The organism is Kribbella shirazensis (assembly GCF_011761605.1).
GTDB lineage: Bacteria > Actinomycetota > Actinomycetes > Propionibacteriales > Kribbellaceae > Kribbella > Kribbella shirazensis.
Map to the genome: position 1 here is coordinate 6,670,491 of NZ_JAASRO010000001.1, position 12,824 is coordinate 6,683,314.

13 protein-coding genes are annotated in these 12,824 nt (G+C 69.2%); 6 read left to right on the top strand and 7 right to left on the bottom strand.

Translation table 11 applies throughout. The features are described 5' to 3' along the window. Positions 1-74 precede the first annotated feature (74 nt). The gene (locus BJY22_RS31995) at positions 75-1,367 is read left to right on the top strand and encodes an SAM-dependent methyltransferase (protein WP_167214313.1); all 1,293 of its coding nucleotides are present in this window, start codon (positions 75-77) and stop codon (positions 1,365-1,367) included. Here the strand turns inward: BJY22_RS31995 and BJY22_RS32000 are convergent. Continuing rightward, complete coding sequence (locus tag BJY22_RS32000; RefSeq protein WP_167214316.1) at positions 1,364-1,825, bottom strand: RDD family protein; 462 nt, start codon at positions 1,823-1,825, stop codon at positions 1,364-1,366. The two genes, BJY22_RS31995 and BJY22_RS32000, sit on opposite strands and share 4 nt — an antisense overlap. A gap of 190 nt (positions 1,826-2,015) precedes the next feature. Between BJY22_RS32000 and glnA the strand changes: the two genes are divergently transcribed. After that, on the top strand, positions 2,016-3,440 hold the full coding sequence (gene glnA, locus BJY22_RS32005) for a type I glutamate--ammonia ligase (protein WP_167214319.1): 1,425 nt from the start codon (positions 2,016-2,018) through the stop codon (positions 3,438-3,440). Positions 3,441-3,517: 77 nt separating this feature from the next. Here glnA and BJY22_RS32010 read toward each other — a convergent pair whose 3' ends face one another. Next, on the bottom strand, positions 3,518-5,383 hold the full coding sequence (locus BJY22_RS32010; protein ID WP_337759645.1) for a glycoside hydrolase family 76 protein: 1,866 nt from the start codon (positions 5,381-5,383) through the stop codon (positions 3,518-3,520). A 192-nt stretch (positions 5,384-5,575) separates the two neighbouring features. On the opposite strand from BJY22_RS32010, the gene BJY22_RS32015 reads away from it, so the two are divergent. The 3 genes from BJY22_RS32015 to BJY22_RS32025 all read left to right on the top strand — a co-directional run bounded on the left by BJY22_RS32015 (position 5,576) and on the right by BJY22_RS32025 (position 8,009). Continuing rightward, positions 5,576-6,628, top strand: a complete 1,053-nt coding sequence (locus BJY22_RS32015; RefSeq protein ID WP_167214321.1) for an LLM class flavin-dependent oxidoreductase — start codon at positions 5,576-5,578, stop codon at positions 6,626-6,628. A gap of 117 nt (positions 6,629-6,745) precedes the next feature. Then, a complete protein-coding gene (locus tag BJY22_RS32020) occupies positions 6,746-7,648 on the top strand; it encodes a peptidoglycan recognition protein family protein (protein WP_167214322.1) in 903 nt (300 codons plus the stop codon). Between the two features lie 55 nt (positions 7,649-7,703). Then, entirely contained in the window at positions 7,704-8,009 is a 306-nt protein-coding gene (locus tag BJY22_RS32025; protein WP_167214325.1) for a nucleoside triphosphate pyrophosphohydrolase family protein, read from the top strand. On the opposite strand, the gene BJY22_RS32030 is transcribed toward BJY22_RS32025, so the two are convergent. The 5 genes from BJY22_RS32030 to BJY22_RS32050 are packed head-to-tail and all read right to left on the bottom strand — an operon-like array spanning position 7,997 to position 11,752. Next, positions 7,997-8,536 (bottom strand): HAAS signaling domain-containing protein, encoded by a 540-nt coding sequence (locus BJY22_RS32030; protein ID WP_167214327.1) that lies wholly within the window; start codon positions 8,534-8,536, stop codon positions 7,997-7,999. The genes BJY22_RS32025 and BJY22_RS32030 overlap by 13 nt on opposite strands. Next, the gene (locus tag BJY22_RS32035; RefSeq protein ID WP_167214330.1) at positions 8,533-8,874 is read right to left on the bottom strand and encodes a PadR family transcriptional regulator; all 342 of its coding nucleotides are present in this window, start codon (positions 8,872-8,874) and stop codon (positions 8,533-8,535) included. The genes BJY22_RS32030 and BJY22_RS32035 overlap by 4 nt, the downstream gene beginning before the upstream one ends. Positions 8,875-8,925: 51 nt before the next feature. Beyond that, positions 8,926-10,488 (bottom strand): DUF6297 family protein, encoded by a 1,563-nt coding sequence (locus BJY22_RS32040; protein ID WP_167214332.1) that lies wholly within the window; start codon positions 10,486-10,488, stop codon positions 8,926-8,928. Further along, on the bottom strand, positions 10,485-11,120 hold the full coding sequence (locus BJY22_RS32045) for an ATP-binding cassette domain-containing protein (RefSeq protein WP_167214335.1): 636 nt from the start codon (positions 11,118-11,120) through the stop codon (positions 10,485-10,487). The genes BJY22_RS32040 and BJY22_RS32045 overlap by 4 nt, the downstream gene beginning before the upstream one ends. Next, positions 11,117-11,752, bottom strand: a complete 636-nt coding sequence (locus tag BJY22_RS32050; RefSeq protein WP_167214339.1) for an O-methyltransferase — start codon at positions 11,750-11,752, stop codon at positions 11,117-11,119. Before BJY22_RS32050 ends, BJY22_RS32045 begins: the two co-directional genes overlap by 4 nt. 91 nt (positions 11,753-11,843) lie before the next feature. On the opposite strand from BJY22_RS32050, the gene BJY22_RS32055 reads away from it, so the two are divergent. Continuing rightward, the gene (locus BJY22_RS32055; RefSeq protein WP_167214342.1) at positions 11,844-12,824 is read left to right on the top strand and encodes a carbohydrate kinase family protein; all 981 of its coding nucleotides are present in this window, start codon (positions 11,844-11,846) and stop codon (positions 12,822-12,824) included.

Here is a 12,824-nt window from a genome sequence, read left to right on the forward strand (position 1 = left end):
TTCAGAGATGCGCCGTGGGGAGGCTGGTTGCCCTTAGGGTGCGACCAGGACGGGATTACAGGGGAACAGCTGAGATGACGGATCTGATGCCGCGGGTGCAGCATGCCGTGCACGAACCGGTGCCCGAGACGTGGCCGACGCTGGCCCGTCCGCGGACCAACCCGGTCCGGCGGTACGGCGCGGCGACCGCGATCCGGCTGATCGCCAAGGACCTGCCCGCCACGATCCACCTGGACCGCAGCCGGTCGTACGGCCTGCCTGGTCCCGCGATGCGCGTGCACCGTACGGCGGCGTTCCTGGACCGGCTCGGGCACGACGCCGGATCCGGGTTCGGCGAGGCGTACCTGGCGGGCGACTGGGATCCGGAGCCCGGCACCGACCTGGCCGACCTGCTGGTCCCGTTCGCCGAGCGGTTCAGCAACGAAGAGACCAGGCACCTGCTGCCGAAGTGGGCGCAGTCGCTGCGCTGGCTGGTCACGAAGTCCCAGCCGGGCGAGCAGGAGAACGACCGCGCCGGGGCCCGCGAGAACGTCAGCCGGCACTACGACCTCAGCAACGCGATGTTCGCCGAGTTCCTCGATCCGACGCTCACGTACTCCGCCGCGTACTTCGGCGACAGCGCCACCGCCGACCTCAGCACCGCGTCGTACGACGAACTCACCGCGGCCCAGCTGCGCAAGCTCGACTCGATCCTCGACGCGGCCGGGGTCCGGTCCGGGTCGCGGGTGCTGGACATCGGGTGCGGCTGGGCGAGCCTGGCGATCCGCGCCGCGCAGCGCGGTGCCTGGGTGACCGCGATCACGATCGCCTCGCAGCAGGCGTTGCTGGCGCAGCGCCGGATCGCCGAGGCGGGCGTCGGTGACCGCGTGCAGGTCGCGCTACGGGACTACCGCGACCAGATCGGCGAGTTCGACGCCGTCCTGAGCGTGGAGATGATCGAGGCGGTCGGCGAGAAGTACTGGCCGGTGTACTTCGACGCGATCGAGCGGCGGCTGGCGCCGGGCGGGGTCGGCGTCGTCCAGGCGATCGTGATGCCGCACGAGCGGATGCTGGCCACCCGGAACACCTTCACCTGGGTGCAGAAGTACATCTTTCCCGGCGGTCTGATCCCGTCGGTCAAGGTGATCGAGGAGGTCACCGCGCAGCACACAGGCCTGCGGGCCGAGGTGATCCGGCACCTCGGACCCGACTACGCGCGAACGCTGCGGATCTGGCGGAACCGGTTCATCGAGCACTGGCCGGAGATCGCCGCCCTCGGGTTCGACGACACGTTCCGGCGGATGTGGGAGTTCTACCTCGCGTACTCCGAGGCAGGGTTCCGGACCGGCTACCTCGACGACGTCCAGCTGCTCCTCACCAGGCGCTAGCGGCGTACCACGACCGTCTTCGCCGCCAGGTCGTGCAGGCCGCGCCGGTCGCGGTCGAAGACCACCGCGGGGATCAGCAGGGAGATCAGCAGGGCGCGGATCACGCCCGCCAGCAGGCCGGGCTGACCCGTGTACGCCGTACCGCGGCCGACCGCGGCGACCCGCAGCCCGCACAGCCGGTGCCCGATGGTCGCGCCGGCCAGACCGGCCAGGATCGCGCTCATCGCGAAGAACACCGTCGAGTGCATCAGGCCGAAGTTGCCGCCGCCCGCCCACATCGGCCGGCCGGTCAGCACCGACGCGATCAGACCCGCGATCAGCCAGTCGATCAGCAGCGCGAGCACCCGTCGGCCCCAGGTCGCCACCGACCCCGGACCGTCCTCGGGCAGCCCGAGCCGATTGCCCGCGTACCGGAATTCTTCGGAGGGGCCTGTAGCGCTCGCCGCGGATGATGCCATGATGTCTAGCCTACGGACCGGCCCGGAGGCGGCCCCGAGAGGGCTGCGAGATCTCAGGGCGTAACCGCCGTACACCAGTGGGTCAGCGCGGACACGCTGGGCGTAACATCCGCGAAACATCAGGGTCATGACGGAGAAACCGGCGGGCCCTACGTTCAGATGCAATCTCTGAGCCACCCTAGGAGTACGTATGTTTTCCAGCGCTGAGGAGCTCCTCGCCTACGTCAAGGACGAGGGCGTCGAGATCGTCGACGTCCGGTTCTGTGACCTGCCGGGCATCATGCAGCACTTCACCGTCCCGGTGTCGTCCTTCGGACCCGAGGTCTTCGAGGACGGCCTGGCCTTCGACGGTTCGTCGGTCCGTGGTTTCCAGCAGATCCACGAGTCCGACATGAAGCTGCTGCCGGACCCCACCAGCGCCTACATCGACGAGTTCCGCACCGCGAAGACGCTGGTGGTCAACTTCTTCGTGCACGACCCGCTGACCGGCGAGGCGTACTCGCGTGACCCGCGCAACATCGCCCGCAAGGCGCAGGAGTACCTGAAGTCGACCGGGATCGCGGACACCGCGTTCTTCGCGCCGGAGGCCGAGTTCTACGTCTTCGACGACGTCCGGTTCGAGACCAAGGCGAACTCCTCGCACTACTCGATCGACTCGATCGCCGGCGCCTGGAACACCGGCCGGGTCGAGGACGGCGGCAACCGCGGCTACAAGGTCCGCTACAAGGGTGGCTACTTCCCCGTCGCGCCGACCGACCACTTCGGTGAGCTGCGCGACGACATCACGCTGGCGCTGGAGCGGTCCGGACTGATCGTCGAGCGCGCCCACCACGAGGTCGGTACGGCGGGTCAGGCGGAGATCAACTTCCGCTTCGACGAGCTGCTCAAGGCCGCCGACGACGTGATGAAGTTCAAGTACATCGTCAAGAACACCGCGTGGAAGGCCGGCAAGACCGCGACCTTCATGCCGAAGCCGATCTTCGGTGACAACGGCTCGGGCATGCACTGCCACCAGTCGCTGTGGAGCAACGGCGACCCGCTGTTCTACGACGAGTCCGGGTACGGCGGCCTGTCCGACACCGCCCGCTGGTACATCGGCGGTCTGCTGAAGCACGCCCCGTCGCTGCTGGCGTTCACCAACCCGACCGTGAACTCGTACCACCGCCTGGTGCCGGGCTTCGAGGCGCCGGTCAACCTGGTCTACTCCTCGCGGAACCGCTCGGCCTGCATCCGGATCCCGATCACCGGTTCGAACCCGAAGGCGAAGCGGATCGAGTTCCGCTGCCCCGACCCGTCGGCGAACCCGTACCTGGCCTTCGCGGCCCAGCTGCTGGCCGGTCTGGACGGTATCCGCAACAAGATCGAGCCGGCCGACCCGGTCGACAAGGACCTGTACGAGCTGCCGCCGGAGGAGCACGCGGACATCGCGCAGGTGCCGACCTCGCTCCCGGCCGTGATCGACGCCCTCGAGGCCGACCACGCCTTCCTCCTCGAAGGCGACGTCTTCACCGAGGACCTGATCGAGACCTGGATCGACCTCAAGCGCGACAACGAGATCGCCCCGATCCAGCTCCGCCCCCACCCGCACGAGTTCGAGCTGTACTACGACGTGTGAGTTTGTAGCCGAGCACCGCGAAGCCCCCACCCGGTTCGACCGGGTGGGGGCTTCGGCCTGCGTGGCTCAGGTGTGGGTCAGTTGTACGTCGCGGTGACGTGGTAGACGCGGCCGCCCCAGCCGGTGTCGGGGAACGAGTCGGAGATGCGGACGTAGGCGGCGGTGGCGAGGTACGGCGTGAGGTCGAACGTCCGGACGGCCTTGTTCTCGCCGTCGTGGACCTGGTTCGTCTCGGTCGCGACCGTGGTCCAGTTCTGGCCGTCGCCGCTGACCTGGATGACGAACTCGTTGTCGATTGTCAGTGCTACCGATGCCGACGTCGCGTCGGACGGGAACGGGAAGCGGTAGACGAAGTACGAGTGCCCGTCGGCGAACCTGTTCTGTACGCCGTTGCTCTGCGACCCGTCGGCGTCGAACAGCCACGGCGTCTCGGCCGCCGTACCGGTGTCGAAGTCGGCCTTGTGCGCGATCAGGACGTCGGACCGGGTGGTGAACGACAGTTGCGATCCGGACGTCGCCGTCGCGGTCACCGAATGCAGACCGTCCGGCGTACCGGCGGGAATCGTCACGGCGAGATCCACGGACGTCTGCACGGGTACGGCGTTGCCGCGCGTCCGCAGCTTCACCGTCGTCCGGGTCGGCGTCACCGTCCATCCTGACGGAGCCGCGGCGCGGACCGTGACGTCGATCGAATCACCCACCGGCCCCGTCGCCTGCAGGTTGACAGTGACCTTGACCTGGGTCGCACTGCCGGTCGCGGGCATCACCACCGGAAGGGCCGGATCGGTTGTCGCGGACAACGATCGCACCGGCGGCGTCGCCGGTACGGCGGCGATCAGAGCACTCAGGGCGCTGGCCTGGGTACGCCAGTCGAAGACGTTCGGGGTCGCGCCGGACCAGTGCAGGCCGAGCCGGTCCGCCGCGTCGCGGTCGTTGTCCCAGACTGTTGCGGCCTGCCGCGCGACGAAGTCGGTGTAGCGGCGGTCGTGCGTGGTGTCGGCGAGGTCCATCCAGTAGCGCATGAAGATGCCCTTGAACTGCTTGCCGTTGTCGTCGCAGGTGCGGCCGGGCGCGTCGCAGTACTCCGTCAGCACGCCGTCGGTGACGAGTCCGCCCGGGGCGATCGCCGCGTCGGCCAAGCGCCGCACCGTGGTCAGCAGTTGAGGGTTGCGGGTCGCGCGCCACAGCTCGAGGCCCGCGCCGATCGCCAGGCCCTGGTTGTAGGTCCAGACGGTGTCGCCGTTGCTCTCGCAGTTGTCGTTCAGTCCGTCGTTCACCAGGCCGGCGGAGTTGAGCATGCCGCTGCCGTTCAGCCAGTTCCAGCCCTGCTGGGCGCGGCCGAGCCAGTACGTGTCACCCGGCAGGCGGTTGTGGAGCTCCGCGGTCAGGCGGATCCAGAGGCCGTTGGTGACCGCGTTCTTGTACGTGCGTTCCGCGTTCCACCAGACACCTCCGCCGCAGGTGTCGTCCCAGTAGTCCTCGACGAACCGCGCGATCGTGACGGCCATGTCGAGGTACTTGCGGTTCTTGGTCAGGTCGTACGCCTGGATCCAGGTCAGGCCCCACCACTCGGAGTCGTCGATGGCGCGGCTGGTGAAGTTCCCCCACAGCTCGTCGCCGGACAGGTAGCCGGCCGGGAACGCGCCCTTGTCCTTCTCGAACGTGTTGTCCAGCTGGGCGAGGTAGCGGCGGTCGCCGGTGCGCTGCATGTAGTCGCCGATCGTCTGCAATGCGACGGCGGAGTTCCACCAGCTGGACGGGAACCAGGCCTTGTTCGGCTCGTACGAACTCATCAGCTCGTCGGCGGCGACGCGGGCCCGGGCGACCGCGGCCGGGCCGTCGGTGGGGGCGGGCGCCGCGGCGGCGGGCGTCGGCACCAGGGCCGCGGCAAGCAACCCTGCCCCAGCCATCAATACCTTCAGGATGTGCACAGGACGGCTCACGACATCTCCTCGAGGTGCTTCGTGGCGGCTCGGCTCAGCGAGGTTGGAAACGTTTCATCCGAACTCTCGAGGATGTATCGTCGCCGCGCCAGACAACGATGTCAATGCCTGGCGACGGCGAGCTGAACACCGGTGCGACCAGTGCGCGAGACGGTCAAAGTCAACTAATCAGATGGACTTAATCTGCTAGGCATGACTTTCCTCTGGTACATCCCGAACCAGGTCGACCCCGGGCATCGCGGGGACGACGCCGTCCAGGGCCACAACAGCATCGAGCGGCTGACCGAGCTCGCGCGTCTCACCGAGGACCACGGCTGGTCCGGCGCACTGCTCGGCACCGGGTGGGGACGGCCCGACACGTTCACGGTCGCGACGGCCCTGGCCGCGCGGACGACGACGTTCCGGCCGCTGGCCGCGATCCGTCCCGGGTACTGGCATCCCGCGCACTTCGCGTCCGCGGCGAGCACGCTCGACCAGTTGAGCGGCGGGCGGCTGCTGATCAACATCGTCTCCGGTCAGGACAACCTCGCGGCGTACGGCGACAGCGAGGGCGATCAGCCGCAGCGCTACGCGCGGACGAAGGAGTTTCTCCAACTGGTACGGCGATTGTGGACCGAGGAGGACGTGACGTTCGCCGGCGAGTACTTCTCCGTGACGGGATCGACGGTCGCCACACGTCCCGTCGTACGGGATGGCCGTCCGCACCCTCGGCTGTACTTCGGCGGCGCGTCGGATGCCGCACAGCGGGTGGCCGCGACGGATGCCGACGTACAGCTGTTCTGGGGTGAGCCGCTGGACGGGATCGCCGCACGGATCGCTCGGCTGCGGGAACTGGAGGACGAGCTCGGGCGCGAGCATCCGCCGCTGGAGTTCGGGCTGCGGATCACGACGCTCGTCCGGGACACAAGCGAGCAGGCGTGGGCCGACGCCGAGGCGAAGGTCGCGAAGATGGCCGAACAGCAGGGTTCGCGGGATCGCCGCTGGTTCCAGGCCGTGGGGCAGCAGCGCCTGATCGACCTGGCCGAGCGCGGCGAGGTCCTCGACGACAACCTCTACACCGCTCCCGGCAAGTACGGCGGTGGCGGCGCCGGCACCACCTGGCTGGTCGGCTCCCCCGACGACGTCGCCAAGTCCCTGCGCCGGTACCGCGACCTCGGCATCACCCACTTCATCCTCTCCGACACGCCGTACCGCGAAGAAACCATCCGCATCGGCGACCAACTCCTGCCGCTGCTGGAGCAGTAGGCCCCCTCGGCTGATTGGATGTGATCATCGCTTGACGGGCGCATGCCGATTGTGATCGGTTGATTACCGAGCGCCAGCGGTGGGTATGTGGCGCTGTGAGGCATGTGAGGAGCACAGATGGTCGAATATCTGCCCCGGTCCGCGTGGAACGCGCGCCCGCCGAACGGCGGACCGGGCAACCTGACCGTGTCCCGGGTCGAAGGCGCGGTCATCCACTGGCCGGGCACCGGGTCGACGAGCGTCATCCACACCAAGGCGGCCGTCGCGTCCGCGTTGCGTGGCTGGCAGAACTACCACATGGACAGCCGCGGCTGGTCGGACATCGCGTACCAGGTCGCGGTCGACCAGGCCGGACGGGCCTGGACGCTGCGCGGTCTGCGGACGCAGTCCGGCGCCAACGGCAACAGCGATCTCAACGAGCGGTACGGCGCGATTCTGCTGATCCTCGTCACCGGCGAGCAGCCGACCGCCGCCATGAAGGCGACCACCCGTGCGGTGATCGCCGACTTCCGCAGGATCTATCCGCGAGGTACGGCGATCCGGCCGCACTCCGCGGTCCGGCCGGACGGGACGGACTGTCCCGGCGACGCCGCCCGCGCCGCGATCGCCCGCGGCGAATTCACCCCAGGCCACTCGGAGGACGACGACATGACCCCGGCCCAGATGCAGGAACTGAAGAACTTCATCGAGGCCCGGACGCAGGCCTACGCGCTCTGGACGCACCGGCAGCTGCGGCGCGACCTGTCCGCGGTGGTGAAGGCGTACGCGCTCGACATCAAGAACTACGAACGCCAGACCGACGCCGCCGACGCCGCGCGCGCCGCCGCCGCGGTGTGGGCAACCGCACCGCCGAGCCTGCAGGTCGACGGCTCGCCGACGCAGGCGCCGGAGGCTCCGGACCCGAACGTCGACCCGGCGCCCGAGCTGCCCGCAGACCTCGAGCCGTTCCCGCCGGTCGACACGTCGGCCGAGCCGCCCGCCGACGGCGCCGCGCCTGCCGCCGAGTCTGCGGCCCAGTAGTCCCCTCCCCCAGCCAGGTCCTGCCGTTGTCGGTGGGACCTGGTTGGCTGTCCGGGTGGATCTCGAGAAGCTCGCAGAGCGGTTGGAGAAGGTCTCGGTCGGGTACGGCGAGAGCCTCGGCTTCGATCGCGACCCGGACTGGTTCCTGCTCAAGCTCCAGGAGGAGGTCGGCGAGCTCACGCAGGCCTACCTGCAGCACACCGGCCGCGCCCGCGCCAAAGGCTCGACTCCGGAGCAGATCCGCGACACGTTCCACCAGGAGTTCGCCGATGTGCTCTGCCAGCTCCTCCTCTTCGCGAACCAGCACGACGTCGACCTAACCACCGAGATCGACCGCAAGTGGCTCAGCTACGAACGTTGAGGCTGAGGCCGGGCGTTCTTCATGAGGAGGCCGATGACGACGACGCTGCTGAGGACGCTCCCCACGAGGATCAGCCCGATCCGTGGCTGGAAGAGGATTTCGCAGGCCAGGGCCAGTGCGTAGAAGAGCGGCCATTCGATGGTGCCGATGAATTTCCAGGTGCGGCTCCACCGGTTGGAGGTCCAGAGGAGCCAGACGCCTACCAGCCAGCCGATCACCAGCAGGAACGGACCGAAGAACAACAGCCCAAGCGCGATGAAGTCTCGCGGGCGCAGGCGTGGCGGGACCTCCACCAGCACCAGACCTTCGGTGGCAGCGGCGACGATGTCGCGCGGCTGACCGAGGCGCTGCAGCACCTGCCGGACCTCGTCCTCGGAGGTGGCCCCGGCCGCGCGCGCCTCGGCGATGTGCGCTCGCATGTCCGCGAGCAACTCGTCACGCCGCCCGGCCGGCAACACCGCGGCCTCCGCGGCCAGGTCCTTCAGGTACGCCTCGACCAGTTGGTCGGTGTCCTGCTCCACGTTCATCCCCGTCTCCCGTTCTGCAGGATCTTGTCCACCGAGGTGCAGAACCGATGCCAGTCCGCTGTGAACGCGGCCAGCGCCCGAGTGCCCTCGGTCGTCGATGTGTAGTACCGCCGCGGTGGGCCGGATTCGGACTCCTGCCAGCTCGTCTCCACCAGGCCCTCGCGTCGCAGCCGGGCCAGTAGCGGGTAGATCGTGCCTTCGGTCGTGACGAGGCCGTCGACCTCGCCGAGCGCCTTGACCAACTCGAAACCGTAACGGGGCTCTCCCTGCAACAGCGCCAGGACGCAGAACTCCAGCGTCCCGCGCCGCAGCTGCGTGAAGACCTTCTCCGCTACCATGCGAGACAAGGTACCTGTCCGCGCATAAGTCCGGCAAGGATGGCTGCGGTGTCAGTCGGTCTTGGGGCGGATTGCGAACATCAGCGTCAGGACGACGGTCGGGATCGCCACCAGCCACAGGCTGTTGAGGTTGAGGAGGACCGGGGCCAGGCACAGGATGAGGAGGTCGAAGCCGCGGAACGGCTGGGAGAACAGACCGGGTGGGATCGCGCCCATCGGGGACGTGAGCAGTGGTCCGGCGTACGACGGCGGGCGCGCGGACGCCTGCCGGACGGTGCCCGAAATGATGCCGACGGCAACAGCGAAACTGGCGGCCGCGCTGCCGATCGCCGGGTAGGCGAGCACTGCCCACAGTGCGGTGAACAGTCCGGGGACGACCGCCATCACGATGCGGAGGTCGCGGACGTCCATGCCCATCGCGCGGGCGAGCCCGGCCGAGCGACACGCAGTACGGAGACCGTCGAGCAGGGGACGTACGGCGATGAAGCCGGCGATCGCGGCCGCTACCGGAACCAGGACGTGGACGCCCAGGCCGTGGACGGCGTACGGGACGACGAGCAGGCCGAACGCGACCGCGAGCCTGCGCGGCCAGCGCAGGATGCGGCGGAACTCTCGGTGCACGATCGCGGCCCCGTTCGAGCCTCGGCCGCGGTACGAGCGGACCCGCCCCTTCAGCCGCCAGTGCCGCCCGGCGATCACGTCGCCGAGCATGCTGATGTCCAGACTGCTCGCCGCCCCCGCCAGCCCGGCCAGCAACTCACCGCCGGCGATCACGCTGGTACGACTGAGCCGGTCGAGCGTCCGCGCGGTGACGAAGGCCAACGCGAGCGCGGCGGTCAGGAACACGCCGCTGACGGCGAGGAGCCAGGCCTCCTGCGGAGTCATCAGCGCGGCGAGCCCCGATGGCGGCGTGGAGAAGGACGACCCCTGGATGACCACGATCTCGTTGGTGAAACGGTCCTCGGTCGGCTGGAACGCCAGAAGGACAGCCGGGACGGCCGCCACCGCGAGCAGCAGATCGGCGAGCCGCAACGCCCAGCGGGACCGCTGCGTCGTCTGCTGCGCCCACACCGCCGCGACCGCGGCACACACGAGCAGCGCCCCGATCAGCACGGCCGCTTCGAGAACGTCGATCCAGAACGCGCCCAGCAACGCCCAACTGACCGCTCCGGCCAGGAGACCGATGACAGCGACCACGGCGATCACCATGCGGTACGCCGGTCGCAGCAAGGACGCTCGATCGACCGGGGTCGCCAGCAACCAGAACCCGGTCGCCCGCGAGGCCGATACCGGACCGACGGCCAGCAGCACCCGGATTGTGGTTGCCAGCAGCAACGGTACGACGATCCACGGTAGCGCCGCGGTCAGCTCGCCGCACGCCGACGACGTACACCCGGCGGCGTTGGAGTTCAGGTGCCGTACGACGTTGCCGCCCGACGCGCCCGCCATCGCGAGCGTGAACAGGACCAGGTACACGTCCTCGAAGATCTGCCCGAACGACCGGTCCGCGTGCCGCCGCCGCGTCGTCCGCATCCACTGCCGCAAGGCCCGCGACGACGGAATCGCCCCGAAGTCGGCAGGATCGAAGACAACCGGTCCGTCCGCTGCGCTCATGGCAGCGGGGTGAGGGTGACGACTGAGTCGGCGACCGTCTCCACCAGGTCGGGATCATGGCTGGCGAAGAGGATCGACGTACCCGACTTCTTCTCCGCTACCAACCGCTCCGACAGCCACTGGACGCCGTCGGTGTCCAGCCGGGCTTCCGGCTCGTCGAGCACCATCAGCGTGCGCGGGCGGACCAGCGCCGTCGCCAGAGCGAGGCGACGGCGCTGACCGGAGGACAGCGAACCGGGCAACTGGTCAGCGGCCGGTAGCAGGCCGATGTCGTGCAGCGTCGAATCCACGAGGTCTTCAGGCGATGCGTTGCCGTGGGCGCGGGCGAGCAGGTCGAGGTGCTCGGCCGCGGTCAGGTCCGGGAAGAAGTCCAGGTCGTCGAGCAGCGTGGCGACGTCCCGCCGTACCGCCTCGGCGCGCTCGTCGATCGGCCGGCCGTCGAGCAGGATCTTGCCCGCCGCCGGTGCGGCCGCGCCGACGATGCACTTGAGCACGGTCGTCTTGCCGGCGCCGTTCGGCCCGACCAGCGCGACCGCCTGGCCGGCCTCGAGGCTGAACGTCAGGCCCTCGATGACCGGCCGGTCGCCGTACTTGTGCTGCAGCCCGCGCACGGACAGGCGGGGCTCACTCACTTCTTGCGGACCAGCGTCAGCCCGTCGCCGATGCCGAGCATGACCACGTCGACGCGATCGTCCTGGGCGATGTGCGCGTTGAACTCCTTGCGGTCCGCCGGACCGTCCGCGTCCAGCACCCGGCCGCCGGCCAGCGTGTTGTCGAACAGCAGCAGCCCGTTCGGCCGGATCAGCGGCAGGACCGCCTCGAAGTACTGGATGTACCAGCCCTTGTCGGCGTCGACGAACGCCAGGTCGAACTCGCCGTCGAGCTTCGTCACCGACTCGTGCGCGTCGCCGATCCGCAGGTCGATCCGGTCCGCGACCCCGGCGCGCTCCCAGTACGGGCGCCCGATCGAGGTCCACTCGTCGCTGACGTCGAGGCAGATCAGCTCGCCGTCGGCCGGCAGCCCGCGCGCGATCGCGAGCGCGGAGAAGCCGGTGAAGGTGCCGATCTCGACCGCGCGGCGGGCGCCGATCAGCCGGGTCAGCGTGGTGAGCAGACCGGCCTGGTCCGCGGTGGTCAGCATCCCGGCCGGGTTGCCGAGCTTCTCGGTCTCGGCACGCAGCTCGGTCGCGATCTCGTCCAGCGGCATGCCGTGGGCGAGCATGTAGTCGTGCAGTTCCTCGGTCACCGGCACCTGATGGCCCATGAATCCCGCCCTCCATGTATTAGATCGGTCGCCTGTAGTCTCTATGGGTTGCTCAAACGCCGCACACCCACCCCACTGAGGAGCACCCCGCATGCGCATCGCCGTCGCCGGTTCGATCGCGACCGACATCCTGATGACGTTCCCGGGCCGGTTCAAGGACCAGTTCCTCGAGGAGCAGATGCACAAGGTGTCCCTGTCGTTCCTCGTCGACGAGCTGGTCGTCCACCGCGGCGGCGTCGGCGCGAACATCTGCTACGGCATGGCCCAGCTCGGGTACCCGTCGCTGCTCGTCGGCTCGGTCGGTGCCGACTTCGCGGAGTACGGCGCGGCGCTGACGGAGGCGGGCGTCGACATCTCGCACGTCCGCGTCTGCGAGAACGTGCACACCGCGCGGTTCACCTGTACGACGGACCTCGACGCGAACCAGATCGCCTCGTTCTACACCGGCGCGATGGCCGAGGCGCGGGAGCTCGACCTCGGCGCGATCCACCAGGCGACGGGCGGCGTGGACCTGGTGCTGATCGGCGCGGACGACCCGGCGGCGATGATCAAGCACACGGAGCTCGCCAAGCAGCACGGCATCGCGATCGCGGCCGACCCGTCGCAGCAGCTGGCGCGGATGGACGGCGAGGACATCCGCAAGCTCGTGGACGGCGCGGCGTACCTGTTCAGCAACGAGTACGAGGCCGGGCTGATGGTGCAGAAGACCGGCTGGAGCCACGGCGAGCTCCTCGAGCGGGTCGGCATACGGGTCACGACGCACGGCGGTGACGGCGTGGTGATCGAGGACGCCGGCGGGATCCTGGCGAAGGTCCCCGCGGTGCCCGCGCCGGGCCTGGTCGACCCGACCGGCGGCGGCGACGCGTTCCGGGCCGGCTACCTCACCGGCCGTGCGAGCGGCCTCGACCACGAAGCCGCCGCCCAGCTCGGCTGCACCCTGGCCACGACCGTCCTCGAGACGGTCGGCACCCAGGAGTACACCCTCGACCACACCACCTTCCTCGAGCGCCTCACCACCGCGTACGGCGCCAACGCCGCCACCACCGCGAAGCAGGCGCTCACGTCGAGGTGA

Coding starts and splice junctions, on each gene's coding strand:
- BJY22_RS31995 (WP_167214313.1), top strand. CDS start 75: ATGACGGATCTGATGCCGCGGGTGCAGCATGCCGTGCACGAACCGGTG.
- BJY22_RS32000 (WP_167214316.1), bottom strand. CDS start 1,825: ATGGCATCATCCGCGGCGAGCGCTACAGGCCCCTCCGAAGAATTCCGG.
- glnA (WP_167214319.1), top strand. CDS start 2,016: ATGTTTTCCAGCGCTGAGGAGCTCCTCGCCTACGTCAAGGACGAGGGC.
- BJY22_RS32015 (WP_167214321.1), top strand. CDS start 5,576: ATGACTTTCCTCTGGTACATCCCGAACCAGGTCGACCCCGGGCATCGC.
- BJY22_RS32020 (WP_167214322.1), top strand. CDS start 6,746: ATGGTCGAATATCTGCCCCGGTCCGCGTGGAACGCGCGCCCGCCGAAC.
- BJY22_RS32030 (WP_167214327.1), bottom strand. CDS start 8,536: ATGAACGTGGAGCAGGACACCGACCAACTGGTCGAGGCGTACCTGAAG.
- BJY22_RS32035 (WP_167214330.1), bottom strand. CDS start 8,874: ATGGTAGCGGAGAAGGTCTTCACGCAGCTGCGGCGCGGGACGCTGGAG.
- BJY22_RS32040 (WP_167214332.1), bottom strand. CDS start 10,488: ATGAGCGCAGCGGACGGACCGGTTGTCTTCGATCCTGCCGACTTCGGG.
- BJY22_RS32050 (WP_167214339.1), bottom strand. CDS start 11,752: ATGGGCCATCAGGTGCCGGTGACCGAGGAACTGCACGACTACATGCTC.
- BJY22_RS32055 (WP_167214342.1), top strand. CDS start 11,844: ATGCGCATCGCCGTCGCCGGTTCGATCGCGACCGACATCCTGATGACG.